General features: G+C 60.7%; 20 protein-coding genes and 2 pseudogenes. 11 read left to right on the plus strand and 11 right to left on the minus strand.

What is annotated here, in order from left to right; all coding sequences use genetic code 11:
- Positions 1-54 precede the first annotated feature (54 nt).
- Positions 55-237, plus strand: a pseudogene (locus tag N5D61_RS01975) (ABC transporter substrate-binding protein); the annotation flags it as partial.
- Between the two features lie 127 nt (positions 238-364).
- Here the strand turns inward: N5D61_RS01975 and N5D61_RS01980 are convergent.
- The 4 genes from N5D61_RS01980 to N5D61_RS01995 form a co-directional block, all read right to left on the minus strand.
- Positions 365-1,126 (minus strand): SDR family oxidoreductase, encoded by a 762-nt coding sequence (locus tag N5D61_RS01980; RefSeq protein ID WP_279890386.1) that lies wholly within the window; start codon positions 1,124-1,126, stop codon positions 365-367.
- A gap of 60 nt (positions 1,127-1,186) precedes the next feature.
- Positions 1,187-2,014 (minus strand): DMT family transporter, encoded by an 828-nt coding sequence (locus N5D61_RS01985; protein ID WP_279890388.1) that lies wholly within the window; start codon positions 2,012-2,014, stop codon positions 1,187-1,189.
- 82 nt (positions 2,015-2,096) lie between these two features.
- On the minus strand, positions 2,097-3,002 hold the full coding sequence (gene gcvA / locus N5D61_RS01990) for a transcriptional regulator GcvA (protein WP_108236550.1): 906 nt from the start codon (positions 3,000-3,002) through the stop codon (positions 2,097-2,099).
- A gap of 96 nt (positions 3,003-3,098) precedes the next feature.
- Positions 3,099-3,680 carry a TetR/AcrR family transcriptional regulator gene (locus N5D61_RS01995; protein WP_279890389.1) on the minus strand — a complete coding sequence of 194 codons (582 nt, stop codon included), beginning with the start codon at positions 3,678-3,680 and terminating at the stop codon, positions 3,099-3,101.
- Between N5D61_RS01995 and N5D61_RS02000 the strand changes: the two genes are divergently transcribed.
- From N5D61_RS02000 to N5D61_RS02035, 8 genes are all read left to right on the plus strand, one after another.
- A complete protein-coding gene (locus N5D61_RS02000) occupies positions 3,660-4,805 on the plus strand; it encodes a LysR family transcriptional regulator (protein ID WP_279890390.1) in 1,146 nt (381 codons plus the stop codon). The genes N5D61_RS01995 and N5D61_RS02000 overlap by 21 nt on opposite strands.
- A gap of 287 nt (positions 4,806-5,092) precedes the next feature.
- Complete coding sequence (locus N5D61_RS02005; RefSeq protein WP_279890392.1) at positions 5,093-6,262, plus strand: efflux RND transporter periplasmic adaptor subunit; 1,170 nt, start codon at positions 5,093-5,095, stop codon at positions 6,260-6,262.
- A gap of 5 nt (positions 6,263-6,267) precedes the next feature.
- A complete protein-coding gene (locus N5D61_RS02010) occupies positions 6,268-9,399 on the plus strand; it encodes a multidrug efflux RND transporter permease subunit (protein WP_279890394.1) in 3,132 nt (1,043 codons plus the stop codon).
- 89 nt (positions 9,400-9,488) lie between these two features.
- On the plus strand, positions 9,489-10,988 hold the full coding sequence (locus tag N5D61_RS02015) for an efflux transporter outer membrane subunit (protein WP_279890396.1): 1,500 nt from the start codon (positions 9,489-9,491) through the stop codon (positions 10,986-10,988).
- A gap of 331 nt (positions 10,989-11,319) precedes the next feature.
- Positions 11,320-12,924, plus strand: a complete 1,605-nt coding sequence (locus N5D61_RS02020; protein ID WP_279890398.1) for a GGDEF domain-containing protein — start codon at positions 11,320-11,322, stop codon at positions 12,922-12,924.
- 260 nt (positions 12,925-13,184) lie between these two features.
- On the plus strand, positions 13,185-14,450 hold the full coding sequence (codB, locus tag N5D61_RS02025; protein WP_279890400.1) for a cytosine permease: 1,266 nt from the start codon (positions 13,185-13,187) through the stop codon (positions 14,448-14,450).
- Positions 14,451-14,606: 156 nt separating this feature from the next.
- Positions 14,607-15,713: a Gfo/Idh/MocA family oxidoreductase gene (locus N5D61_RS02030; RefSeq protein WP_279890401.1), complete on the plus strand. Its 1,107-nt coding sequence runs from the start codon at positions 14,607-14,609 to the stop codon at positions 15,711-15,713.
- 200 nt (positions 15,714-15,913) lie between these two features.
- The gene (locus N5D61_RS02035; protein ID WP_279890404.1) at positions 15,914-16,765 is read left to right on the plus strand and encodes a LysR family transcriptional regulator; all 852 of its coding nucleotides are present in this window, start codon (positions 15,914-15,916) and stop codon (positions 16,763-16,765) included.
- A 35-nt stretch (positions 16,766-16,800) separates the two neighbouring features.
- Here N5D61_RS02035 and N5D61_RS02040 read toward each other — a convergent pair whose 3' ends face one another.
- Both N5D61_RS02040 and N5D61_RS02045 read right to left on the minus strand, forming a co-directional pair.
- Complete coding sequence (locus N5D61_RS02040; protein ID WP_279890406.1) at positions 16,801-18,249, minus strand: MFS transporter; 1,449 nt, start codon at positions 18,247-18,249, stop codon at positions 16,801-16,803.
- Positions 18,250-18,302: 53 nt separating this feature from the next.
- Positions 18,303-18,902 carry a TetR/AcrR family transcriptional regulator gene (locus tag N5D61_RS02045; protein WP_218565093.1) on the minus strand — a complete coding sequence of 200 codons (600 nt, stop codon included), beginning with the start codon at positions 18,900-18,902 and terminating at the stop codon, positions 18,303-18,305.
- A gap of 195 nt (positions 18,903-19,097) precedes the next feature.
- Between N5D61_RS02045 and N5D61_RS02050 the strand changes: the two genes are divergently transcribed.
- Together N5D61_RS02050 and N5D61_RS02055 are read left to right on the plus strand one after the other, a co-directional pair.
- The gene (locus N5D61_RS02050; RefSeq protein ID WP_279890410.1) at positions 19,098-19,856 is read left to right on the plus strand and encodes an SDR family oxidoreductase; all 759 of its coding nucleotides are present in this window, start codon (positions 19,098-19,100) and stop codon (positions 19,854-19,856) included.
- Positions 19,857-19,911: 55 nt separating this feature from the next.
- Positions 19,912-20,406, plus strand: coding sequence for a nuclear transport factor 2 family protein (locus N5D61_RS02055; protein ID WP_279890412.1), 495 nt, complete (start codon positions 19,912-19,914; stop codon positions 20,404-20,406).
- 52 nt (positions 20,407-20,458) lie between these two features.
- On the opposite strand, the pseudogene N5D61_RS02060 reads toward N5D61_RS02055, so the two are convergent.
- The 5 genes and pseudogenes from N5D61_RS02060 to N5D61_RS02080 form a co-directional block, all read right to left on the minus strand.
- A pseudogene (locus tag N5D61_RS02060) lies at positions 20,459-20,689 on the minus strand (OprD family outer membrane porin); the annotation flags it as partial.
- Positions 20,690-20,831: 142 nt separating this feature from the next.
- Positions 20,832-21,893, minus strand: a complete 1,062-nt coding sequence (locus tag N5D61_RS02065) for an amidohydrolase family protein (RefSeq protein WP_279890414.1) — start codon at positions 21,891-21,893, stop codon at positions 20,832-20,834.
- 73 nt (positions 21,894-21,966) lie between these two features.
- Complete coding sequence (locus N5D61_RS02070) at positions 21,967-23,289, minus strand: MFS transporter (protein WP_279890416.1); 1,323 nt, start codon at positions 23,287-23,289, stop codon at positions 21,967-21,969.
- Between the two features lie 70 nt (positions 23,290-23,359).
- The gene (locus N5D61_RS02075) at positions 23,360-24,790 is read right to left on the minus strand and encodes an NAD-dependent succinate-semialdehyde dehydrogenase (RefSeq protein WP_279890417.1); all 1,431 of its coding nucleotides are present in this window, start codon (positions 24,788-24,790) and stop codon (positions 23,360-23,362) included.
- A 53-nt stretch (positions 24,791-24,843) separates the two neighbouring features.
- Complete coding sequence (locus tag N5D61_RS02080) at positions 24,844-25,734, minus strand: NAD(P)-dependent oxidoreductase (protein ID WP_279890419.1); 891 nt, start codon at positions 25,732-25,734, stop codon at positions 24,844-24,846.
- Positions 25,735-25,956: the final 222 nt, after the last annotated feature.

Raw genomic sequence — 25,956 nt, forward strand, 5'->3', positions numbered from 1 at the left:
GGCAGCGTGGCGTCCTACGCCGGTGGCACACGCACGTTGGAATCGGTGCAGGCCAAGGTCTCGCCGACCGACGTCGAGCGTCTGCGCAAGACGCCCAACGTCAACGTCTTTGCCTATCAGTGGCTGCGCGCGCTGATCATTCAGCCAAGCTTCCGCGAGGGGCCGAACGAATTCATCCGTGACAACGCTGGCAAGCCGCTGGCCGAAAACCCGCTGCATGACGTGCGCGTGCGCAAGGGTCTGGACGATGGGCAGATCCTTGACTTGATACACGCCATTTCCATTTTCGCGTGGGCCAACCGTCTGATGCTCAATCTGGGCGAGCCGGTGTTCCCGGGGGCGTGAACGCCAACCGGCGCATCGCTCACTTGCCGCCGGTCACGTCCAGGAAGGTCCCGGTGGTGAACGACGCCTCAGCGCTGGCCAGCCACAAGATCGCCCGTGCCACTTCTTCGGGTTGGCCGCCACGGCCCATGGGAATGGTGTCCTTGATGCGGTCCACGCGTCCGGGCTCGCCACCGCTGGCGTGCATGTCGGTGTAGATGTGCCCGGGGCGCAGGCCGTTGACGCGAATCCCCTCGCGTGCCACTTCCTTGGCCAGGCCGATGGTGAAGGTTTCCAGTGCGCCCTTGGAGGCCGCGTAGTCGACGTATTCGTTCGGGCTGCCCAGCCGCGCGGAAGCCGAGGAAACATTGACCACTGAACCGCCTCGGCCTTGATGCCGATACGACATGCGCTTGATCGCCTGTTGTGCACACAGCATGGGGCCGATGGCATTGACGGCGAAGATGCGCTGCATCCGTTCGGGGCTCAGGTCTTCCACGCGCGACTGGCGCGCCAACACCGCCGCGTTATTCACCAACACATCCAGGCGTCCGAACTGTTGATCGATCGTCGCGAACAACTGCGCGACCTGCTCGGGGTCGGCGCTGTCTGCACGCACGGCCAGCGCACGGCGGCCCATCGCTTGCACATCAGCCACGACGCTTGCGGCCGCAGGCTCATCGGCCACGAAGCTGATGACCACGTCGTAACCCTGGGCGGCCGCCAGTCGCGCCGTGGCGGCACCGACGCCACGGCTGCCGCCGGTGATCAGAATCAAAGGGGCTTGTGAAGCAGTGTCCATGGTGTGAACCCTCATGCGATGAAATTGCTTTCAAGTCGGGCGACCGCCTGCGCCAGGCGGTCAGCCCATGACGATGGTGCCCAGGGCGATGACGGCGCAGGCCAGCAGTTTCCTGACGGTCAAGCTTTCTCCCAGGAAGAAATAGCCAATCAATGCGGCAAACACCACGCTGGTTTCGCGCAGCGCCGATACCGCCCCCATGGGCGCCCAAGACATGGCATAAATGATGGTGCTGTACGCCAGGAGGGACACCAGGCCGCCGGCGATGGCGGTGAGGAAGCCCGGACGAGGCGTCACCAGGCTGCGGACGCCCCGCAGGCCAATGTAGACCGCCGGCATCATCACCCCCCACAGCGCGCACATCCACAAGGTGTACGCCATCGGAGCCCCCGACAGACGCGCGCCGATGCCGTCGGTCACGCTGTAGGCCGCGATGAACACACCCGTTCCGACCGCGTAAGGCAGGCCGGGAACGGCGAGACGGCCCTTGCTCAGGGCCAGTGCGATGATGCCTGCCGAAATCAGACCGATGCCCATCAAGGCGCTCGCCTCGACATGCTCCCCGGCGAACAGCGCCGCGCCCAGGGTGATCAGAATGGGCGAGCACCCCCGTGCGACGGGATAGGTTTGACCCAGATCACCCAAGCGGTAGCTGCGCACCAGAAACAGGTTGTACCCGACATGCAGCACGGCCGAGAGGACCGCATACGGCCAGCTCGCCGCCGCAGGCGCCGCCATGAATAACGCGCCGACGACGCTGGCACCGGCCACCGCCACGCACATGATGGTCATTGACCAAAGCCGGTCGCCTACCGCACGGAGCAGGGCATTCCAGCTGGCGTGCAGCACGGCGGCGAACAGAACAAGGGAGATAATATGAATAGGCATGGGCCATGTTAGGCCGATGACCCAGCGCCATGACAGCGAAGTCTCTTCATCCGATCATGAACAAAAGCTCATGCTCAGGACCTCAGCCGTACGCACGCTGGGCCTCGGCCGATTGTTCGCTCAACCATTGGCGGAAGCTGACGATATGAGGCTGCGCTTCAATGCCTTTCGGGCAGACGAAGTAGTAAGCGACCGGGGAGGGGAATGGCACGTCGAACAACCTAACCAGGCTGCCATCGGCAATCTGCGCCTCCACATGGCCACTGCGAACCAGCGCCACGCCTTGCCCCAGCAAGGCCGCCTCCACCGTCATGTTGGTGTCGGCGAACCGGACACTTTCCTGAAGGGATGAAACGCTCAGCCCGACGTGCTGGAACCACACCTCCCATTTGGGCACCAGGTCGGCGCCATCGCGGGTCAACAGCGGGTAGCGCAGCAGTTCAGCCGGCTGCCGGGGCTGGCCAAAGCGCTTGAGCAGATCGGGGCTGGCCACCGGAAAGATGTGCTCGCGAAACAGGAACTCGGAGAACAGGTTCGGGTAATGACCTGGCCCGAGGCGGATTGCGACGTCCGGGTCGGTGCGCGAAAACTTGATCGCCTCATCGGTGGTGTCCAGCGTCACCAGGATGTCGGGGTGTTGCTGGGCCAGGCTCGGCAGCCGTGGCAACAGCCACTTCAGTGCGTAGGAATAGGTGGTACTGACCTTGAGCCTGACCCTGCCTTTCTGCTCGCGCAGGTCGGCGAGGGTAGCCTCCAGGTTCATGAAAAACTCCCTCACGATGGGCGCAAGGGCCGCGCCCGCCGGGGTCAGGGTCAGCGCCTTGCCGCGCTCGAACAATTTCAAGCCCCAGAGGCTCTCGAGGTGCTTGAGTTGATGGCTGACGGCGCTTTGGGTGATGTGCAATTCCTCGGACGCCGAGGTGAAGGTGGCGTGCCGCGTAGCGACCTCGAATGCACGCAGGCTGGCGGTCGGTGGCAGATAGCGCATGGCGGGTTTCCGACGGAGGGCAAGGGTGCCCGGTATGAATGTCTGCTCATCATAGACGATCCCCTCCCTGCAGCGTTCGTGATCAATCCGCGTGCGTCAGTCTCGAATCGCCTCCGGCGCGGGTGACGGCGCGTCCCACTGTTCCAGCACGGCAGCCATGAACTTTTCAGCCAACTCGGGGCAACTGGAAGCCCGCGCGATGATCATGGCACCCGCCGCCGAAGCCAGCATCTGCATCGCTTGCTTTTCCGAGGTGCCTTCAACAAGGTCGCCTTTTTTTGCCATGAGCAGCTCGACCATGCGTTTGACCCCGCGTGTATAGGCCTCACGGGGCGCGCCGCCTACCCGGGCGACATCGGCCGCCAGCGTTGGGATAGGGCAGGCGTCATGCTTGCTCTGGCAGTGTTCATGGTTGACGTAGCTGTGCACCACCTCACTCGCTGATGCCAGGGTGCTCCAAAATTCACAGTATTCATCGAATGTGCGTTGGATGGCTTCGGCGACCAGTTGGTCCTTGCCTTGGGGAAATTGCCGGTAGAACCCGCCGTGGGTAAGCCCCACGGATTTGGAGAGTTCGCCGATCCCGATACCTTCTATTCCATGTTCGCGGTAGAGATGGGACGCTGCCGTCAGGATCTTTTCCTTGTTCAGCTCTCTTTGTTCTTTCGTGACTTTCATAATGATCTCGCGCTGCGGGGCGATGCGAATTATAGCCGCCTCGCCGGGCCGGGTGCCTGGAAGCGCTGCGCAGATGCGTTGACAAATCTCCGGCGCTTCTCAATGATTATAGTCGTAATCTTTGATGGCGATGAGAAAGCATGGTTCAGCGTATCTGTTCGGCATCACGGGACCCCATGGGCGTGGAGGCGCGTGCTCATGCTCGATGATTTGCATGCCATTGACCTGAACCTGCTGGTGGTTTTCGCTGCACTGATGCATGAGCGCAACGTCTCCCGCTGCGCGCAGCGGCTGCATGTGGGGCAGCCGACCATCAGTTCGTCCCTGGGACGCCTGCGGATCCTGTTCCAGGATCCCTTGTTCGTGCGGGCGCGGTATGGGGTCCAACCGACCGCCAAGGCGGTTGAGATCTCCCACTTGATCGGGCAAGCCCTGGACCTCATCCATGCGTCCATCGAGGGGGCCAATCACTTTGTCCCGACCACCTGCCAGGAGCGCTTTCACATCGCGGTCAGCAGCGGCGTCGCCACGTCGCTGATTACCAGCGTGTTGAATGGCGTCATTGCAGAAGCCCCTCAAGCGATCGTTTCGCTTGAGCACCAGGAAGTCGGATCTTTTGGGCTCGATCGTGCGAGCCTTTCCCTCGCGGTCGGCTACTTCCCCGCCAAAATCAAAGGCTATGCCCGGGAAACCCTGGTGCCTTGCCGCAGCGTAATGGTTCGCGCGACGAACAGCGCAGCGATTCTGAGCGCCGCTGATTTGAGTAGACGTGCGCATGTGATCGTGCCGTTCGGAAACGGCGCCGAAACACAAATCGATGAAAAACTCCTGCAGATGGGCTGCTCGCGCAACAGCGTGGTGCGGTTGCCTCGCCCGGATGGCATCGACCGGCTCGTGCTGGGCACCGACACCGTGGCGATCATGTCTAGCATCGATTGTCATCTGCTCGAACACATTGACGGTCTGGTGTTCGAACCGCTGCTCCCGGAGCTTGAAGACACCTTCGACTTCGCGATGATCTGGCCGGAGGGCAAAAACCTCCAACCTGCTGAAGTGTGGTTCCGGGAGCAGGTCAAACGGCAGTTGGTCCACCACGCAAAGCCTCTTGCTCGTCCTCTTAACTGATTGATTTTCGCTTTTTAGAAGGCCCACGGAGACCTTGGGACAACGTCCAGTACGTGGTTCTTATTATGATCGACATATTTACTTAAATTATGATGATAAGTAACATCAAAAAATGTTCGCGTCGCCACGCTTCCCGTAAGAGTGGGCCCGCGATGCAGCGTTTTAGCGGCGAATCCGTGTGATTGGCCAACCTTTTCAGATGGGGACGTGGGGGCTAGGTGGTGAAATTAAGGGCAAAAATCAGAGACAGACACGCTGAGGCGTTACCGCCGACACGGCACTCGGTCATGCTCCGCACCGCGATGGGCGTTGGGCTGTTTTCGGCAGCGATCGGCGCCGGGCTTCTGGCCTTGCCATCCACGGAAAACGCGCAGGCCAACGACGCGCCAGCGCTTCCCACGGTGGTCGCCAGCAAGCCGTTGGTGCAATCGCTCGACAGCCGGTTGGCATTTCTCGGGCAGTTTTCCGCAGTCGACCGGGTCGAGTTGCGCGCGCAGGTGGGTGGGACGCTGGTCGGCATCCATTTCAAAGACGGCCAACTGGTCAAGAAAGGCGCGGTGCTGTTCACCATCGATCGCGTGCCTTACGACATTCGTCTGGCTCAGGCCAAGGCGCTGCTGCAACGTTCCACTGCGCGTCTGGCCTACGCCAAGAGTGAATACCATCGAGCGGACGAACTGGCGCGTAACGAGGCCGGTTCCGTGCAGAACATGGAACAGCGTAAGTCCGAATGGCAGGAGGCCGAGGCAGCGGTTGCGGATGCGAATGCACAGATACGAGACGCCCAGTTCGACCTTGACCACTGCCAGATCGTCGCGCCTTTCACCGGCCGGATCGGCAACCACCATGTTTCGGTCGGCAATCTGGTCGCTGGCAGCCGCGCAGCGGGCAGCCCCACCACATTGCTGGCGACGATTGTGTCTCAAGACCCGCTTTACCTCGATTTCGACATGAGCGAGTCGGATTTCCAACAGTACAAACGCTTCAGGGCCAGCCGTCACGACGAAACGGCTGACCAGGTGCGGATTGCGCCCAATGGTGGCCATGACTACAGCACGCCGGGCGTCCTGGACTTCATCGATAACGCACTCAACCGATCCAGCGGCACGATCCACGCCCGTGCCACCGTGCCGAATCCGGACAGTACGCTGACCCCGGGCGAGTTCGCGCGGGTGCAGGTGATCGCGGCGGCCGCTGCACCGACCTTGCTGGTCCCGGACGCCGCCGTGCTGCCCGATCAGTCTCATTTCTTCGTGCTCACCGTGGGCGACGACGGGGTGGTCGCCCCCAAAGGCGTCGAGGTGGGTGAAATGCGCGCCGGTCTGCGGGTCATCAAGTCAGGCTTGAGCGCAAATGACCGCGTCATGATCGGCGGTTTGCCGTTCGCCGCGCCCGGCGCCAAGGTGAACGTCAAGGACGGTGAAATCAAAGCCGACAATGAACAAGTGAAGGACTAGACGACATGCGGATAGCTCACTTTTTCATCGACCGACCGCGTTTTGCCGTCGTCGTCAGTTGCTTCATCACGCTGATCGGCCTGGGCGCGCTGTTCGTCCTGCCGGTGGCGCAATACCCGGAGATCGTTCCACCGACCGTGCAGGTGACCACCTCGTACCCGGGGGCTTCGGCCGAAACCATTTCGAAGACCGTCGCCACGCCGCTCGAGCAGCAGATCAATGGCGTCGAAAACATGATCTACATGAGCAGCCAGTCCACGGGCGATGGCAAGCTGACCATCACGGTCACCTTTCGGATTGGCACTGACCTGAACCTGGCGCAGAACCTCACGCAGAACCGTGTGCAAAACACGATCTCGCGGCTGCCGGAGGACGTCCAGCGGCTCGGCGTGCAAGTGCGCAAGGCAACGCCAAGCATCCTGCTCGCCGTGCACCTGTATTCCAACGATGGGACCAAGGACACCCTTTACCTGTCCAACTACGCCACGCTGCACATCAAGGATGTGCTGGCGCGCATACCCGGCGTGGGCGATGTCCAGTTTCAGGGCGGCCGGGAATATGCCATGCGGATCTGGCTCGATCCTGACAAGGTGGCGGCCCATGACCTGAGCGCCGATGAGGTGCTGCAAGTCCTGCGGCAACAAAACCTGCAGGTGTCGGCTGGGGTTCTCAATCAGCCGCCGACCCAGACCCGTGAAGCCTATCAACTGAACGTGGAAGTGCTGGGCCGCCTGACGACCCCGGACGAGTTTGCGCGCATCGTGGTCAAGACCGATGCCTCTGGCCGGGTGACGCGCATTGGCGATATCGGCCGTGTCGAGGTGGGCGCGGTCGACTACGGTTCGACGGCATTCATGGACAAGAAGGATGCCGCCACGCTGTTGATCTACGCGCAACCGGGTGCCAACTCGCTGGATGTCGATCATGCGGTGCTCGGCACGATGCAGACGCTGCAACAGGAGTTTCCTGCAGGCGTCGATTACAAAATCATCTATGACCCGACCATCTTCATCGGCAAGTCGGTCGATGAGGTGATCACCACGATCTTCGAAGCCATCCTGCTGGTGGTGTTGGTGGTGTTTCTGTTCTTGCAGAACTGGCGCGCGACGATCATTCCGGTGGTCGCGATTCCCATTTCGCTGTTCGGCTCGTTCACCGTCCTCTACTTGTGCGGGATATCCCTCAATAACCTGTCGCTGTTCGGTCTGGTGCTGGCGGTGGGCATCGTGGTGGACGATGCCATCGTGGTGGTGGAAAACATCGAGCGGAATATCCATGAAGGCATGACCCCGCTGGCGGCTGCGCACCACACCATGGATGAAGTGGGCGGGGCGTTGCTGTCGATCGCCTTGACGTTGTGCGCGGTGTTCGTGCCGGCCGCGTTTCTCAGCGGCATTTCTGGTCTGTTTTTCAGGCAGTTCGCCGTCACCATCGCGGCTTCGACGATCATTTCCTGCGTGGTGTCGCTGACGCTCAGCCCGGCGCTGTGCGCGGTGCTGTTCAAACACAAGGGCCACGACTCCGGTCGTTTCAAGACGCTGAGACGCTTCATGGACGCCTCGTTTGGCCGCTTCAACCGGGCGTTCGACCGGTTGTCGCATGGCTACGCCCAGGTCACCCGCCGGCTGGCCAGGGTCCTCGCATTGGTCATGCTGGTGTACGTGGGCCTGATCGGCCTGGCGGGCTTCGAGTTTCACACCACCCCAACCGGCTTCATTCCAGAGCAGGATCAGGGTTACCTGATTACCATCGTGCAGTTGCCGCCGGGTGCTTCCTTGGACCGCACCGAGGCGGTCGTACGCCAGGTCATGGATATTGCGTTGGATACGCCCGGTATCGAGCACATGGCGCCATTCGTAGGGCTCGACGCCACCACCTCGACGGTGGCGTCCAACGCGGGCACGGTGTTTACCGGGCTGCCATCGCTCTACAACCACGACATGCCCGGGTTGACGGCACAGTCGGTGTTGGCAGACCTGCGCAAGCGCCTGTCGGTGATCAAGGATGCCTATGTGCTGACCATTCCACCGCCGCCCGTGCAGGGGCTCGGCAGTTCCGGTGGGTTCAAGCTGATGCTGGAAGACAGGGCCGGCCTGGGGTCCAAGGCCCTTGCCGACGCGGCAAACACACTTGTGGCTGAGGCCAGGAAAGACCCGGATTTCGTGGGCATGTTCACCTTGTTCAACGCTGGGTCGCCATCGATCTTCGCCAACATCGATCGCCTCAAGGCGGAGAAAGTCGGGTTGAAGCCTACCGACGTGTTTTCCACGTTGCAGGTGTATCTGGGTTCGCAATACGTCAACGACTTCAACTATCTGGGGCGGACTTATCAGGTCGTGGCGCAGGCCGATTCCCGCTTCCGGGGCACGGCGGAGGACATCACTCGCCTGAAAGTGCGCAACACCGCCGGCGAAATGGTGCCGATTGGCACGGTCGCCGAGGTCGAGCGCAATACGATTCCGTACCGTGTGCCGCGTTACAACCTGTATCCCGCCGCTGAGGTCCAGGGCGCAGCCGCACCTGGCGTCGCGACAGGGACGGCGTTGCTGAAAATGGAAGCGTTGGCCCAGAAAGTCCTGCCGAAGGGCATTGGCTTCGAATGGACCGAATTGGCTTACCAACAGCAGCAGAAGGGAACGCCGACACTGCTGGTGTTCGGCGCCGCGGCCCTGTTCGTTTTCCTGGTTCTGGTCGCTCAGTATGAAAGCTGGCGCCTGCCGTTGGCCATCGTGCTGATCGTGCCCATGTGCATCCTGGCCGCCATCAATGGCTTGAAGCTCAGGGGTATGCCAATCGATATCCTCGCGCAGATCGGCTTCATCGTGCTGATCGGGCTGGCGGCGAAGAACGCGATTCTGATCGTCGAGTTCGCCAAGCAGAAACAGGACGAAGGTTCGACTGCGATGGAAGCTGCAGTGCACGCCGCCCGGACACGTCTGCGGCCGATTCTGATGACCTCTCTGGCGTTCATCCTTGGCGTTGCGCCGTTGACCCTGGCCACAGGGGCGGGCGCGGAAATGCGCCAGTCACTCGGTACCACGGTGTTCTTCGGCATGCTGGGCGTCACGCTGTTCGGGCTGCTGTTCACCCCGGCGTTCTACATCTTCATCCGTAAATATTTCCATGGGAGGCGTTGATGGCCAGTAACCGTACCTTCGATGCAGGCGCAGGCATCGGGCTTCATCGACGCTCCGATGGCGCGAGGGTGACAGCGAAGGAAAATAGCGTGAGGCGGCCTACGGCGCTGAACGGCACGCTGTCGACCCTGCTGGGTGTGGCGCTGTTGGCCGGGCTGGGCGGGTGCTCCGTCGGCCCGGATTACGTGAAGCCAGAGACCTCGCTGGCGCCGTTCCACAATGCTCAAGTTAATGCTCCCCAAGGGAGTGGTTCGACAGCGGCTGACAAACAGGACCGCCAACGTCAGGCCGATCTGGCCAACTGGTGGAAAGGCTCGAACGATCCGCAACTGGTCTCGATCGTCGAGCAGGTGTTGGCGCAGAACCTGGACCTGGCCGCCTCGGTCGCGCGCGTTGCGCAAGCCCGGGCGGCGGCTCAGGCGGCGGGGGCTGCACTCTATCCGACGGTAGATTTTCAGGGCGCCTCTACCAAACAACGGCAGAGCCTGCAAAGCCCGCTTGGTGAACTGAGCCGCAATCTTCCCGGTTACGAAAGGAACCAGAAGGAGCTCACGGCGGGTGCGGTGGCCAGTTGGGAACTGGACGTGGCGGGCGGCTTGCGTCGCGGAGCTTCGGCCGCCGAGGCCACCGCTCAGGCGGCAGAGTCCGAGCACATGGGCACCCGCATTTCAGTGGTGGCGGAGGCAGCGGACGCGTACGTGCAGATCCGCGGCTACCAGGCGCGACTGGCGGTCGCCGCCGACCAGATCGACACGGACGAACACCTGTTACGGCTGGTCCAGGTCAGGCACCGCTTGGGTGAGGTCACCGAGCGCGACAAAGCCCAGGCCCAAGCGCTGCTCAAACAGGCCCGAGCCAGTGTTCCACTGCTGCGCATCGCGCTGGAGGCCCAGCTCAATCGCCTCGACGTGTTGATGGCCAATCAGCCGGGCAGGGCGGCGCTGCTGGTCGGTAACCGCCTCGACATTCCGACGTTGCCAACCCCGCAGCAAAGCCTGGAGCCTACCGACATGCTCCGTAGGCGACCCGATATCATCGCAGCGGAACGGCAACTTGCTGCCTCCAACGAGCGAATAGGGGAAGCGATCGCGGACTATTATCCAAAGCTCTCCCTGTCGGGCGTGCTGGGATATGACAGCACCACGGGCCATCACCTGTTTACCTCGCAGGCCTTCCAGCCTTCTATCGGCGGTCTGGTTCGCTGGCGGTTGTTCGACTTTGGCAAGATCGACGCCGAGGTTGCCCACGCGAAAGGCGAGCAGGCCGAGGCGCTGGCGCGCTACCGGCAATCGGTGCTCCGAGGCTGCGAAGACGTCGAAAATGCTCTGGTTGCGGTGGCGCAGACCGAAGAGCGCCGCAAGGAACTCGCCGACGAGGTCGTGGCATTGACCCGGGCGCGGGATCTGTCGGAGCGGGCCTATAAATCAGGGGCCATCACCCTCACTGATGTGCTGGACGCCAATCGTGAGCTGCTGGTCGCCAGGGACAGCCTGAGCAGCACGCAAAGCGATTCGACCCGCGCTGTCGTGTCGCTGTATCGCTCAATCGGCGGCGGCTGGGACGGGGCGAGCGTTCAGGCGGCGAATTGACCCTATCACCGCGCGCGTCATCGACCGACGACGCGTGCGGCCTGCAAAAGAGCGTCGCGCCCGTTCGCGGGCGCTGAAACTCCCTTCCTGTACGTGCCCAGCGATTCATTTCGTCGCTGGCATGCCCCCTGCATCGCGCTGACGCAGTCCATGAGCCGGTAAAACCTTTGCGTACGTGGCTGTTGTCAGGTTCGCGATTGCTGGCGCTGCATCGGTGATGCCACAATGCCGCTCCCCGCTTGGTTCGCCGAACGTTCAGCGTGACGCTTGGACAGTCACGATGCCCAGCCTCCGTGGCTGTTTTCACATGCCAGGCCCGCAGGAGAGGTTCATGTCGGTTCGGTTGCGTCTGTTATTGAGTATCGTGCTGCTCTGGGCGCAGGCGGCGTGGGCCAGCTCCGTCACACAGCGTGAGAGCTCCGCCCACACCATCGATGTACAACTGCGATGGAAGCACCAATTCCAGTTCGCCGGGTACTACGCTGCCATTGCGCAGGGGTATTACCGCGAGGAAGGGCTGGAGGTGCGCCTGCACGAAGGCGGCCCCAGCGTCACACCGGTCGAAGAAGTGCTTTCCGGGCGTGCCCAGTACGGCGAAGCCAACAGCGAACTGCTGTATGCGCGCCTGCATGGAAAGCCTTTGGTCGCGCTGGCGGTGATTTTTCAACACTCGCCCTCCGTTCTGCTGGCGCGCACGGACCAGCAGGTTCGCACGGTGCATGATCTCATCGGCAAGCCGGTGATGCTGATGGGTGAGCAGACCGACGCCGACTTCCTGGCAATGTTCCGCAGTGAGGGGATACCCCTCGACAAACTCAACCTGCTGCCCAGCAGTTACCAGATCGAGGACCTGGCCAATGGAAAGGTGACGGCCTTCAATTCGTACCTGACCAACGAACCTTTCTACCTTCAGCAGCGCGGCGTGGACTACAACGTGATCTCTCCCGTCACCTACGGGATCGATTTCTACAGCGACATCCTGTTCACCAGCCAGGCCGAGATCGACGAACATCCCCAACGGGTTGAAGCGTTCCGGCGCGCCACCCTGCGGGGCTGGCGCTACGCAATGGACAACCCCGAGCAGATCATCGACCTGCTGATCAACCAGTATTCGGTCAAGAAAAGCCGTGCGCACTTGCAGTACGAGGCCCAGGCCATGCGGCCGCTGGTGCTGTCCGACCTGATTGAGATCGGCCATATGAACCCGGGCCGCTGGCAACGAATGGCGGAAACCTTTCTCGACCTGGGCATGGTCAGCTCGCTCGACGGCCTGGAGAATTTCATCTACGACCCCAGTCCGCCTCAACTCGTCGAGCGCCTGCGCAAGACCATCGTCCTGGTCAGTATCGGCTGTGGAATCGCACTGACGTTCACCTTGATTCTCCTGAACGTGCAGCGCCAACTGCGCAACGAGATCAAGCGACGCAAACTCGCCGAACAGGAAGTCCACAAACTGGCTTTCTATGACAGCCTGACGGGCTTGCCGAATCGCAATAGTTTCATTCCCTTCGCCACTGAGAAGCTGCTCGCTGCAAAGCGGCGTGGCGCGCACCTCGCGCTGTGTTACATCGACTTGAACCACTTCAAGCAAGTCAACGACTGTTTCGGCCATCAGGCGGGCGATGCGATTCTCATCCACGCCGCCGAGGCGATCAAATCCAGTATTCGTCCCTCCGATATCGCCGCGCGGGTAGGGGGTGATGAATTCGTCGTGCTGCTTGAGGGGGCCCATGCGCGCAGTGAAATCCAGCGCATCACCCAGGACATCTGCACGGCCGTCGCCGAACCGATGACCTGGAACAACAGCCTGATCAAGGTCAGCGCCAGCCTGGGCGTGGCGTGGTATCCGGAAGCGGGTGAGGGCCTCGACGATCTGATTTTCAAGGCCGACACCGCCATGTTCGAAACCAAGGCCAGTACCGCGGCACGGGCCTGAATCGGTCTTTCGTCCATGGCCTCGTGTCCCTGACCGCTACAACCTTGCCTCAGCCTTTTCCTCCTTGTTTCCGGTGCCGTCTCGGTCAGAGGGCTTGTCCTCAAACAGTGCGCAACGCCTCAACCCAGTGCGGCCAGCACATCCTCGACGGAAGAAAGAGTCCGATATTGCCGTTTTCAGGCCGTCTGAAACGGGCCTGCTATTTGCTCTCCTTGAGCGCGCGATCACTCAATCAAACGCATTTGAACAGGAGCAGGTACATGAGCTCATCCGGCGATTTTCCCTTAAGTGAAGCCCCACCGTCCGCGCGAAAGGGGCTGTTATCCATTTCCATGGTGCTGTTCAGTTTCACGTTCTTTACCGGGACCATGTTTGCAGGTGGCAAGTTGGGCATGGCCTTTTCATTTACGGACATGCTGTGGATTGCCACGATCGGGAACACCCTGCTCGCGATCTACGCTGCCGCACTGGCGTTCATCGCGTCGCGCAGTGGGCTGAACACGGTGTTGATGGGGCGCTTCTGTTTCGGGGAAGCGGGAAGCCGGCTCTCGGACTTTCTGCTGGGGTTTGCCGAACTGGGCTGGTATGCCTGGGGCACGGCCACCGTCGCCATCGTGCTGGTGAAGATGCTCGGGCTGGCCGAGGGCCTGACGCTCCCGCTGATGATTCTGTTCGGCTTTGGTTTCAGCATCACCGCCATCGTCGGCTACAAAGGCCTGGACATCCTTTCGCGCCTCTCGGTGCCCCTGATGTTCATCTTGTTGATCATTTCGATGTACATCGCCACGCGCGACATCGGCGGGTTCAAAGGCCTCTCGGCGGTGATTCCGCACGAGACCATGACCTTTTCCGCTGCGGTGACCATGGTGTTCGGCACGTTCGCCAGTGGCGCGACGCAGGCCACCAACTGGACGCGGCTTTCCCGCACTGGGCGCGTGGCAATCATTGCCAGCGTCGTCAGTTTTCTGCTGGGCAATGGCTTAATGGTCGTGGCAGGCGCCTGGTGCGCAGTCGTCTATCAGCAGGCCGACATCGTTGAGGTGATGATGCTTCAGGGCTTGTCATTCGCGGCCGTGGTCATGCTGTGTCTGAACCTGTGGACGATCCAGGGGCCGACGATCTACAACGTGGCGGCCGCTGCCTGCCATCTAGTGCGAAGCGAAAGACGCCGCACGATGACCTTGATCGCGGCGGGTGTGGGCGTCATTCTGGCGATCGGCGGCATGTACGAAATGCTCATTCCTTTTCTCGTCCTGCTCGGTTCGATCATCCCTCCCGTGGGCGGCGTCATCATGGCCGACTTCTGGTATCGCCATCGCGGCAGTTACCCCCTGCTGGCCAACGCCACATTGCCACGCTACAACGCCAAAGGCTTGATTGCCTATGCCGTCGGCGCCATCGTCGCGTACTGCTCACCCTGGATCGCGCCGCTGGTGGGGATCGCGGTTGCCGCGGTGTGCTACATCGGGCTGCTGCGCATGGGGGCTCGGGACACGGCGGTGACCAGCGTTCAGGGTGAACAGTGAGCCTGATGGTGGAGGAGGTCCTGAAGCTTTCAGGCCTTGACGAGCTGACCGTGCGCCCAGGCGGTTGAGCATTGGAACGGCCACAAAGATGGAACCTTGCCGGGCTTGGCTTGCCCACTTCCTGTGTGAGCAATTGATACTCGACAGGAGAAGAGGATGCCTAGCTCAGATGGAAAGATTCGGTACGCGGTGGTAGCAGGCGGGTCAATTTCTCAAGGGGCCTTCATGCCGGGTGTAGGCCAGACGGACAACTCGGTGATGACCGCCCTGGTCACGGGGGATCCGGTCAAGGCGCAGGATTTGGCCTCGGTCTATGGCCTGAAGTCCTATTCGTACGAGGAGTACCCCAAGCTGTTGGCCTCCGGGGAAATTGACGCCGTGTACGTTGCGACGCCGAATTTTCTGCATACCCAGTACGTGATTCCCGCGCTTCATGCAGGCATCCATGTGCTTCTGGAAAAGCCCATGGCTGTCACGCAAGCCGAGTGCCGTGAGATGGCGGACGTCGCAGAACGAACAGGCGCCAAGCTCATGGTTGCGTACCGGTTGCATTGTGAGCCTGGAACGCTCGAGATGATCGAGCGTGTGCAGAAAGGGGAGTTTGGTGACCCGCGCGTGTTCACGTCGACATTCGCCCAAACCGTCAAGGCCAGCAACCATCGCAACCAAAACGGTTTCGCTGCGGGTCCCGTTGCGGACATGGGGCCTTACCCACTGAACATGGTGCGCAAACTGTTCAACGCAGAGCCGATCGAGGTGATGGCGTTGGGTGCAAAAACGCCAGGATCACCTCTGGAGTCTTGGGACACGGTGACCGTCTCGCTGCGCTTCCCGGAAGAGCGGCTGGCTCACTTCACTGTGAGTTACACGCTGCCAGATACCGAGCGCTTCCAGTTGCTCGGTACTCAGGGCGAAATCGAGGCATCGCCCTGCTTCGGGTACGGGGAAGGCGTGGCCATCCGTTACCGAGCGACCCTCAACGGCGAGACGACCGAACACGTCCACCCCGTCGTTGATCAGTTTGCTGGCGAGACCGCCTATTTTTCCGACTGCATCCTCAATGACCAGACGCCCGAGCCAGACGGCGAGGAGGGCTGGCGGGACGTTCGGGTGATCATGGCGATACAGCGTGCGCTCGAGACTGGCCTTGCGCAAACGCTCGAGCCCTTGGCGCAAAGACGCCCGCCGCTCAGGACACAACAGCGAACGTTCGCGTTAGCCGAGGTGCCGCCGTACATCAACACCGAATCGCCAACGGAGTGATCGAGCACAGCCGACGCGTGAGAAAACGCGCGCGTCGGCACGGCCCGATCAAGGCGTCCAGATCCCCACGTCTTTCAGTAACTCCCCAGTCACCCGTCATGCTGCTGAGCTGACCGGTACGATTCATACGTCCGCTGGGGGATTGCTACGGGCGTGTCAATGCTGCAACCTCGTCGTTCTTTTCTGCACGGGGTGGGGCAATGGACTGGAGCGATATGCGGGTCTTTCTGGCGATTGCTCGCAGCGGATCGTTAGGCGCTGCTGCGAAGCAGTTGGGTGTCAGTCATCCCACGGTAGGCCGTCGCTTGCAGGTGCTTGAACAGACCAGTGGCCAGCCCTTGTTTCTACGCACGGTCCAAGGGCTGGTGCTCACGGACACCGGCGAACGGATTCTCGGTCTGGCGGAGGAGATGGAGCAGAGTGCACTGTCGATCGAGCGTCGTCTTGCCGGTGACAGCGATCAGCCTGAAGGGCTGTTGCGAATCTCATGTGCGGAGTGGTTCGCCGGGTATGTGCTGACGCCGGTATTTCGTGAGTTGGCTCGACGGTATCCGCTGATCGCGCCCGAGGTGATACCTGGCCATCGACTCTTCGATCTGGCGCGGCGTGACGCAGACATTGCCTTTCGCATCGTGCCTTTTACCGAACCCGACATCGTGCACCGCAAGCTGACCACCATGCGTTACGGGCTTTACGCCAGCGCCGCCAGTCCCGCGCCAAAGCCCGATGGCGAGGGCGCAGGGCTGATATTGATGAATATCGCCCAATCCCACTATCCCGATGTGCATTGGCTGCAGCAGCGCTATCCTCTGGCCCGCACCGTATTCACCAGCAGCAGCCGCACGGTGCAGGCCCAGATGTGTGCGAACGGCCTCGGACTGGCGGTCCTGCCGCGCCCGCTCGGCGACCGAACGCCAGGCCTGCAACTGCTGGACCCGGACGAGCCGCCGCCGGGTCGCGACATCTGGATGGGCTATCACCAGGACCTGCGCCAGATGGACAGGCTGCGCGCGCTCGCGGACCTGGCCTCCAGCATGATCGGGTCCGACTGACGAGGCGTCGATGCCTGAGGGATCGTACGCACCCGCTAGCGGGGTGACGTGGCCGACGGCTGGCGCAGCAGGCTGAAGCTCAACCCGGCGCCCAACGCCAGGAACGCGGCGATGCAAAGAACGGAAACCCGGAAAGCGTGGGTGATCGTCTCGGGGTCCGTATTCATCCCTGACAGCGTATAGAAGACCCCGCCAATCACTGCGACGCTCAGCGACGTACTGATCTGCAAGGTCGCGCTGGTGATCCCTGCGATCATGCCCGAGTAGGCTGGAGCAACCCTTCCTGTGACCATCCGCATCAACGTCGGCAGGGCCAGGCCTTGTCCAAATCCGATGACGAAAAGAATGACCGCCAGCAGTGAGACAGACGGAGCGACGTCAGTCGGTACTGTGGAGACAAGCCAGGCCATCGCCAGGAATCCGATGACTTCCAGTGCCATGCCCACAGGATTGACGTAAGCGCCAAAAAGGCGCTTGAACGGGCCGGTCGACAAAGGCCCCAGCAGGAAGCCCGCCCCAAAAGGCAGAAAGATCAGACCAGCGTGAAGCGGTGTGGCGTGCAGAGCGCCCTGCAGATAAATCGAGAACAACAGGAAGAACACGCCGATCGCATAGAAGCACAGAGCGACCAGCAGTGCTCGGCCCAGGCCAGGGGCCTTCAGCGCGGTAGGATTGAGCAGAGGTGTACCACCGGCGCGGTGCAGACGGATTTCGTATTGCCAGAACAGCCAGGCCAGAACGGGTGCTGCAGCCAGCGACAGCCACGCCCACAGCGGCCAGCCAGCTTCGCGGCCTTCGATCAAGGGGACGATCAGAGCACCCAGCGTCAGGATCGACAGCCCAGTGCCGCAGAGGTCCAGCTTGCTCGCGTGCGCCGCGCGGGTTTCCTTGAATACGGGAATCCCGAACACCACGACCAGCAACGCAATGGGCAGGTTAACCAGAAAGATCGCTCGCCACCCCATTCCCATGACGTTGAGAGAAATCAGAATGCCGCCCAGCGCCTGACCTATCACCGATGCCAGCCCGAATACGGCGCCATAGATGCTCAGCGCCCGCGGTTTTTCAGCTTCTGGAAAAATCGCCTGCACCGAGGCGAGTGCTTGAGGCGCCATGACCGCTGCGGTAATGCCTTGCAGCGCGCGACCGGCAATCAACATCCACGGCGATGTCGCCAGTCCGCAGAGCAGTGATGCCGCCGCGAACCCCACCAGGCCCAGGAAAAACATGCGCCCGCGACCGTAAAGATCACCCAGCCGCCCGCCTGTGATCAGGGTGACGGCGTAGAGCGTCGCGTAAGAAGAGATCACCAGTTGTTCGGCGGAAGAGCCGGTCCCCAAATCGTCCTGAATGGAGGGGAGGGCAACGTTCACGATGAAGAAATCCAGAGGCGGGAGAAACGCCCCAACCAACAGGATTACGAACATGAACCAACGCTTGGGATCGTGTGTGATGTCTACGTTTTGAGTCAGGGTAAGAGACATAAAGAGGGTTCCTTTAAGAAACCATTCGGTTCCGGATGGGGTGGATGGGTCGATTAGCTGTCAAGCAGATGCATGCTGCGCTCGACCAACGCGGTCATTTGCGCCTCACGTGCCCCGGTCTTTCCGAGTACCCGCATGCCCTCGATCTGGCAGACCAGAAAATGCGCGATTTCCTGCTCATCGCCTTCGCCGAATTCCCCAGCCGCCTGGCCACGAATGATCGCGCTGGCGTAGAGCTGTTGAGTGCGGTCGAGCATGCGGGCGATCCGCTGCCTGACCTCGGGCTCCTGCGCGATCAGTTCATTGGCTACGGCAACCAGCATGCATCCGCGTCGTCCTTCCTCACCGGCAGAAGAGCGGGCATGGCGCAGCATGGACTCGTGGATCGCCTGCCTCGCGGTGCCGGGCTGGGAGAGGATGTCGGCAGTCATTTTCAAGGCTTGTGCGCAATAGATATCGAGGGCTGCCAGGAGGATGCCTTTCTTGTCGCCGAAGGCTTTGTACAAACTTCCCCGGGACAACCCGGTGCCTTCGATCAGGTCGGGCAACGAGGCGCCTTCATAGCCGCGATCCCAGAACACGTTCATGGCATGGCGGGCGGCATCCTCCAATTCGAACTGTCGTGGACGCCCGGGTCCGGGTGCATGAGTCATCGATCGGAACTCCTGAGTGTCGGTTCAGGCCGAGAACCGATCGGTTCCAATCTAAAAGAATTTTTCCGCGTTTACGCCTCACAAAAATGTACGCCCCGCGTGCATTTGTGGCAGTGCCCATCACGCTGAATGACTTCCACAATGGCTCAAAGTGGTTTCAGTCGATCCACCCAGCCAACACTTGAGGAGTCAGACATGCCAGGAACATTCACTGATCGGATTGCAGTCGTCACAGGCGCATCCACCGGCATCGGATTTGCCATCGCACAGGGGCTGATCGAGCAAGGTGCTGAACGCGTATACATCACCGGACGTTCGGCCGGCACGCTGGAGGCTGCGGTCGAAAAATTGGGTGAGAAGGCAGTGGCGGTGATTTCCGACGTTTCCCGCCAGGCTGACCTCGATGAACTCAAGGCGGTGATCAAGGCGAATGGCGATCAGGTGGACGCGGTGTTTGCCAACGCCGGTATCTGCGAAAAAAATCCGGTGGGCGAGACCACCGAGGCCGCCTACTACACCCTGTTCGACATCAACGTGAAGGGCGTCTTCTTTACCGTTCAGACACTGCTGCCGCTGATGAAGAACGGCTCCGCGATTGTCCTGACAGCCTCGATCTGCTCCAGCAACGGTCTGGAAGGGTTGAGCCTGTACAACGCATCCAAAGCCGCCGTGCGGTCTTTCGCACGCACGTGGGCCAACGAACTCAAAGACCGCAAGATCCGGGCGAATGTGGTCAGCCCCGGCTTCACCCGCACCCCGATCCAGGACAACGGCCTTGGGATGAGTGAAAGCGAGATCGCCGAGTTGCGCAAATACGTCGAGCAGATCACGCCGTTGGGCTACATGGCCGAGCCGGAAGAAATCGCTTCGTCTGCGCTGTTCCTGGCGTCCGACGATGCGCGTTACGTCAACGGCGTCGAGCTGATGGTCGACGGCGGCCTGTCGCAAATCTGAAGTTCCTCATGCCCCGCTGCCCCTTTGTAGGGGGCGCTCCTGACTGGACAACGTTATGAACATCGAACAATTGATCGCTCGGTTGGACGCATTGGAAAGCCGTGCGGCTATCGACACCCTTATTTCCTCTTATGCGAACGCTTTCGATCGCTTGGACAGAGCACTTTTGCAGAGCATCTGGCACGCCGATTCGACCCTTGATCTGCCGGGTTTCGGAAACGCCGCCAGCCGCGATGACATCCTGCTGATGGCTGAAAACAGCTGGCGACAGATGCCCCATATGCACCACTGGATGAGCAACCCGCTGATCAAGATCGACGGTGACAGCGCTGCCGGCACCGTGGCCGCGGACTGTGTGTTCTACGACATCGAGAAAGGCCCCGTGCAAGTCAGTGGGCTGTATCACGACACGTTCGAACGACGGTCAGGGCAGTGGGCGTTCAAGTCGAGGTATTTCGAACTCCATTACCTGACGCCCTTGAAAGACTGGGCCCCCATTGCGGGCAACGAGGGCTTCGGGCGGCAACAGCCTTCTCCCGAGCAAGCCTGATCGACTGAGGCGTTGCCAGCAGGGCTGCTGCCGGAATCAGCGAAGGCTTGGGTTACAGAAGCGAAATGCGGTATTGAATGATCAGGCGGTTCTCGTCGAAGCTGCTGTTGCTGCCGTAGTTCCTACGCAGGGTGGAGTTACGCCACCGGAGCGTGAGAGATTTGAGAGAGCCGCTTTGAAAAACATACGCCAGTTCCGATTCCCGACCTCGGTCTTCCCCATCGTTGATCGTGGTGGTGTGTACGTTTGTCCCCTTGATAAACCGGTTCATCATGGTGAGCCCCGTTTTCTAAAAGCGTCTCCAATGCCAAGGCTTGAGCCCCCGCATGGGGGCAACCGAGCAAGGCCAGGGGTTGACACCGGCAACAGGTTCTTCGCGTCCCGGGCTGGCTAGGCAGGTGAACCCTCACGTTGATGACAGCTTTTCAGGTTTTCAGCGAGATGCGGTAGACCTGAGCGGCTGTGCCCGAGAACAATCGCTCTTTTTCGCTCTCGCTCGCTGACTGAGCAATCAGCTTGAATGCGTTCCATACCGTGGCGTAGTGCCCGGCAGCACGATCAACCGGAAAATTACTTTCGAACATGCAGCGTTCAGCGCCAAAGGTCTCAATCACGAACTCGGCAGTCGGTCGCCACAGTTCAGCGAGCAATTGCGAAGACGGTGGTGTGAGATATTGCTCGAAATGGTAACCAGAAATAGCGATCGCATAGCCACCGATTTTTACGAACACATTGGGGCAGTCAGCGAGTTGCCTCACTGAGCGTTGCCACTCAGCGAATACCTCGCGGCGGCGTTGTGCGTGTTCAAACACACCCAGGATGCCGCCCAAATGATCGAGCACGATGGGGACCTCCGGAACAGCCCTTGCGAGGTCTACCACTTCCTGGATCTGGGTGTGGTAAATCCATGCATCGAATGCTAATTCATGCTTCGCCAATTGCTGTAATCCGCAGCGGAAATTAGGGTCGGCAAAAAGCTGGCGCTCAGGGCGTGGCAATACACCGAAACGGAAAGCTTCGCTTCTGGCGGCAGCACACCGGATGCCTCGAAAACGCCCGTTGGCCGCTTCTTGATGCGCCACGAGCACATCTTCGACTGCCGCTCCCATCGTGAGGTCCGCATGACCCACAATTGCAGCGGCGATCTCGGCACGCGCGCCCTGGGCGAGGGCCTGTTCGGCGATTCGGGTCACGGCTTCCGTTTCGCCGACAGGCTTCAGTGGTTCTGGCCCGGTAGCCCGGTAGTTCCAGCCACACTGAATGAAGACGGTAGCTTCGACGCGGTGACCCGCTTCAACGTCGGCGAGTTGCTCGTTCAGCCCGTACCCCGCCCAGTGATCCGTGAAATGGAAATGGGCATCGATAATGCGGCGCCCCGGATCCAGAATGGTTTCGGGGCTGTCAGCATACCAATCAGGGTTCAATCGCGGTGCCTTCAGCGTGGGCAGCAGGTCGTCTTGCGTGTGGGTAGTGGTTGGCATATTCATGTCTGTCCTCGAAAAACTGCTTAGGCATGACGGTATCCACCGTCGCACTCATCTCGGTAAAAAGGCTTGGCGGTTATTCGATCGCCAAGGGGCGTCCCGCTGTTTCCTTGAGACGCAGCAGCACCAGGAAAGAGATCAGTCCTGCGATGATCAGGATCCAGGCGGGGGAGGTCGGAGAACCGGTATACGTCATCAGCCAAGTGGCGATGTAAGGGGCTGATCCGCCGGCGGCAATCGCCGCGATGCTGATGCCAAGGTTGATGCCGCTGGTGCGAACACTGGTTGGCAGTAGCTCGCAATACAGGGTGTAGTTGGTGGACAAGTAGGCCGCCTCAAGCAGCCCAAGTGCGACTTGCGACGCCATGGCCGCGCTCACAGATAGCTTCATTGCCAAAAAAAGCGGATAGGTAAACACCATGAAGCACAGCGTTACGCCGATCAGCATTGGCCGTCGACCTATTTTATCGCTGAGCAATCCGAACGGATAAATGGCTAGAGCAGCAACCGTCATTGAGAGGGTGGCAGACCAACCCGCCATCTGCGCCGTCATAATGCCTTGCTGTTGAAAATAGGTGACCAAGTACGTGAAGGGCAGGTAGTAGCCTGCCATCGCGCACGAACCGATGCAGGCAATCGCCAACAGCGGACCGGGGTAGCGGCGCAGCAGGATCAGGGTAGGGGCTTTCTTGACCTTGTTTTGCCGCTCGAGCTTCACGAAGTCTGGAGTCTCCTCCATTTTGTGCCGGATCATCAGCGCAATGATGCCCATAGGCGCTGAGATCAGAAATGGCAGGCGCCAGCCCCAGTCCAACAGTTGTTCATGGGTCATTAGCATGTTCAAAAGCGCAACCGCGATTGCACCCCCCATGGTCCCCACCAGGCAGCCGATTTGCGTGGTGCTTGTCAACGCCGCTCGCTTCGCGTCAGGCGCCACTTCGGCCACATAAGTAACGGCCCCGCCCATTTCTCCGCCGGCGGCCATGCCTTGAATGCAACGCAACAAACACAGCAGCACAGGTGCGGCTATACCTGCTGCAGCATAAGTGGGTAAAAGCCCGATGCAGGCCGTGGCACCCACCATGCCCACCACAGACACCAGTAGCGCAGGCTTGCGACCGACTTTGTCTGCCAGTGCGCCTAGCAAGATGCCGCCTATGGGTCTGACCACGAATGCGACGCCGAACACCGCGAAGGTGTAAAGCAGGGCGAGCGGCTCGTCCGCCGGGAAGAACAAGGCAGCTAGGGTCGTGGCCAAGAAGGCGTAAGCGGTGTAGTCGTAATACTCGATCAGCGTGCCGATTGCTCCGGCCCAGACGACCTTGCGGATCGAGCGAGTGTCGTGGACTGCGGACGTGGCGGGCGTGACCGCCATGGCTGCATTACCGATATTGTTCATATTCTTGTGCTCGCTACGGCAGTAAGAGGGCGTGGCCTGAATGGGAACAGGCCATGCGTGTTCTACGTGTTCAACTGGCTTGGCTCTGCCGGACAGACTTGACCCTAAGGAATTCTCGCAATCCTTCGATGCCGCCCTCGGAGCCCAAGCCGCTGTCTTTGTACCCCCCGAACGGGGTTTCAGGCAGTGACGCCAGCCATTCATTGATGCAGATCGCGCCGCTCTGAAGCATGTGCGACAGCTTCCCTGCTGCAGCGAGGTTGTTGGTGAACGCATACGCTGCGAGCCCGAACGGGAGACGGTTGGCCTCGATAATCGCCTCGTCCAATTTGTCGAATGGGCTGATCAACGCCACAGGGCCGAACGGCTCTATGTTGGCGACGTTCGCGTCCATCTGTGGCTCAATGATCACAGTGGGTTGGAAATAGTAGCCATTGCCTGGCAGGCGTTCGCCGCCGGCGGCAATGCGTAATCCTCGTAAGCGTGCATCCTCTATCAGACGCTCGACCGCACTGCGACGACGTTCATTTTTCAAGGGTCCCATCTGGGTATCCGCATCGAATGGGTCGCCCACTTTGAATGCACGTGCCGCGCGGGTGAACGCATCCACGAACTCATCAAAGATGGGCCGTTGCACCAAAAAACGCGTAGGCGAAATACAGACCTGTCCGGCATTGCGGAATTTGGCAGCGGCGGCGCTCGCTGCGACGTTGGCGACATTCACGTCATCGCAGATGATCACCGGCGCGTGGCCTCCCAGCTCGAGGGTGGTGCGCTTGAGTAAGGCACCGGCTTTGCCGCCAATTTCTTTTCCGACAGTGGTTGCACCCGTGAAACTGATCGATGCAATTTCGGGAGCGGTGCAAAGAATATCTGCGATCCGGGCCGGATCACCAAACACCATATTGATCACACCCGCCGGGATACCGGCATCCGCGGTCGCCTGGGCGATCATCAGTGCGACGCCGGGGGTTTCCTCCGAGGGCTTCAACACGACGGTACAGCCGGCGGCGAGTGCACCCGCAATCTTGCGCGAAGGGGTGATGGCCGGCGCGTTCCATCCGGCAAAGGCGGCCACGACACCACAGGGCTCGAGCACTACGGTTTGGGTCACGCCGGGGGTGCGGGCCGGAATCACACGACCGTAAAGCCTGCGGGCTTCTTCGGCAGACCATTCGAACATTTCCGCGGCGACTACGACTTCTTTCTTAGCCTCGCTGAAAGGCTTCCCGAGCTCAAGCGAGATGTGTTTTGCGATTTCGTCACTACGCTGGCGCATCAACGCAGCGCTGCGGCGAAGCATATTCGAGCGCTCAAGCGCGGAGGTATCGCGCCACGTTTTTAATGCAGCGGCGGCAGCCGCGATGGCGCGTTTCACATCAGTGTCTGAAGCTTGCGGGTAGCTGCCCAGCACGTTGCCGGTGGCTGGGTTGATGACGGTAATCGCGGCGTTTGCCGTACCGGTGCAGAACTTGCCGGCAATGTATTGGGAATAGTCCATGGCGTTTCTCGTCAGTTGTTGTGTTTGTTCGATTTGAAAAAACGGGGAGGGGATCAAATACGTAAAGGCTCAATGCCATTTGCGATGGCCCAGAATTCGGTCATCGACGACGTGTCTTTACCGTCGTACCCCGCGTTGCGGGCCAACTGGAACATTCCGCGCACCAGATTTCCTATCGGGAGCGATACGCCCGAGGATTGCGCTGCTTGGCACGCCAGCGTGAGGTCCTTGAAGCCCAGCGCGATATCGAACCCAGGCGACAGATCGCCGCCGAGCACTTTAGTCGGCCATTTTTCCTTCAACTGCCCATTCACCGCTGTGGTGCCGGTCAACAGGTCGTAGACCTTGCGGGTATCCATTCCGAGGGCCTTCGAAAGGACCAGCGCTTCGGAATTCAATTGGCAGTAGGAGAGCACCATCAAGTTGTTAATCAGCTTCATGCGGGTGCCCGCGCCGGCCTCGCCGCAATGTTGCACGGTTGAGCCCATCTTGAGCAGCAGGGGCTTGAGTGCGTCATGATCAACCGCTGAAGCGCCGAGCATGAACAGTGACTCTCCCCTGTCTGCGCTCGTTGCCAATCGACCGACGGGGGCGTCGGCAAAACGGATGCCGCGTGCGGTGGCGGCGCGGTGAATTTCATCGACCGTATCGGTGTCGATGGTACTGAGCTCCACCAGAGTCGCATCCCGGTTCATGGCAGCCAGGATACCGGCCTCGCCCAACAGCACTTCCCGCGACTGTTTCGGGCCGGGGAGCATGGTAAACACCACATCGGCCTCACTCGCCAGGATGGCCGGGTCCGCCACGGTCTTTGCACCTCGTTCGACAAGCTTTCCGACAGGGGCGGCCTGGATGTCAAAAACCGTCAGGGTGACGCCGTTTTTCAAGAGATTGGAAGCCAAGGCAAAACCCATTCGGCCCAGGCCAATAAACCCGATTTTCACACTGTGTACCCCGCATTAACGTTGAACAGGCTGCTTATTGAAATTGTCATGCCCAAGCCAAGCGTTGAGCCTGGTCGGCAAGTCAAAACGCTTTGGGAAAATGTGGGGGAAGACGGAGACCTTGGCAAAGACCGATTTTCTATGCCAAGCCATGCTCTAGCGGTATAGCTGGGATGGCAGCCATATCCGACTACTTTTCAGGACCTGGACGGGGCAGGCGGT

It is taken from the genome of Pseudomonas sp. GD03842, assembly GCF_029841165.1.
GTDB lineage: Bacteria > Pseudomonadota > Gammaproteobacteria > Pseudomonadales > Pseudomonadaceae > Aquipseudomonas.

What these genes read in the sequence shown, in the direction of transcription:
- N5D61_RS01980 (WP_279890386.1), bottom strand. Translation starts at nt 1,126, where the DNA reads ATGGACACTGCTTCACAAGCCCCTTTGATTCTGATCACCGGCGGCAGC.
- N5D61_RS01985 (WP_279890388.1), bottom strand. Translation starts at nt 2,014, where the DNA reads ATGCCTATTCATATTATCTCCCTTGTTCTGTTCGCCGCCGTGCTGCAC.
- gcvA (WP_108236550.1), bottom strand. Translation starts at nt 3,002, where the DNA reads ATGCGCTATCTGCCACCGACCGCCAGCCTGCGTGCATTCGAGGTCGCT.
- N5D61_RS01995 (WP_279890389.1), bottom strand. Translation starts at nt 3,680, where the DNA reads ATGAAAGTCACGAAAGAACAAAGAGAGCTGAACAAGGAAAAGATCCTG.
- N5D61_RS02005 (WP_279890392.1), top strand. Translation starts at nt 5,093, where the DNA reads ATGCTCCGCACCGCGATGGGCGTTGGGCTGTTTTCGGCAGCGATCGGC.
- N5D61_RS02010 (WP_279890394.1), top strand. Translation starts at nt 6,268, where the DNA reads ATGCGGATAGCTCACTTTTTCATCGACCGACCGCGTTTTGCCGTCGTC.
- N5D61_RS02020 (WP_279890398.1), top strand. Translation starts at nt 11,320, where the DNA reads ATGTCGGTTCGGTTGCGTCTGTTATTGAGTATCGTGCTGCTCTGGGCG.
- codB (WP_279890400.1), top strand. Translation starts at nt 13,185, where the DNA reads ATGAGCTCATCCGGCGATTTTCCCTTAAGTGAAGCCCCACCGTCCGCG.
- N5D61_RS02030 (WP_279890401.1), top strand. Translation starts at nt 14,607, where the DNA reads ATGCCTAGCTCAGATGGAAAGATTCGGTACGCGGTGGTAGCAGGCGGG.
- N5D61_RS02035 (WP_279890404.1), top strand. Translation starts at nt 15,914, where the DNA reads ATGGACTGGAGCGATATGCGGGTCTTTCTGGCGATTGCTCGCAGCGGA.
- N5D61_RS02040 (WP_279890406.1), bottom strand. Translation starts at nt 18,249, where the DNA reads ATGTCTCTTACCCTGACTCAAAACGTAGACATCACACACGATCCCAAG.
- N5D61_RS02045 (WP_218565093.1), bottom strand. Translation starts at nt 18,902, where the DNA reads ATGACTCATGCACCCGGACCCGGGCGTCCACGACAGTTCGAATTGGAG.
- N5D61_RS02050 (WP_279890410.1), top strand. Translation starts at nt 19,098, where the DNA reads ATGCCAGGAACATTCACTGATCGGATTGCAGTCGTCACAGGCGCATCC.
- N5D61_RS02055 (WP_279890412.1), top strand. Translation starts at nt 19,912, where the DNA reads ATGAACATCGAACAATTGATCGCTCGGTTGGACGCATTGGAAAGCCGT.
- N5D61_RS02065 (WP_279890414.1), bottom strand. Translation starts at nt 21,893, where the DNA reads ATGAATATGCCAACCACTACCCACACGCAAGACGACCTGCTGCCCACG.
- N5D61_RS02070 (WP_279890416.1), bottom strand. Translation starts at nt 23,289, where the DNA reads ATGAACAATATCGGTAATGCAGCCATGGCGGTCACGCCCGCCACGTCC.
- N5D61_RS02075 (WP_279890417.1), bottom strand. Translation starts at nt 24,790, where the DNA reads ATGGACTATTCCCAATACATTGCCGGCAAGTTCTGCACCGGTACGGCA.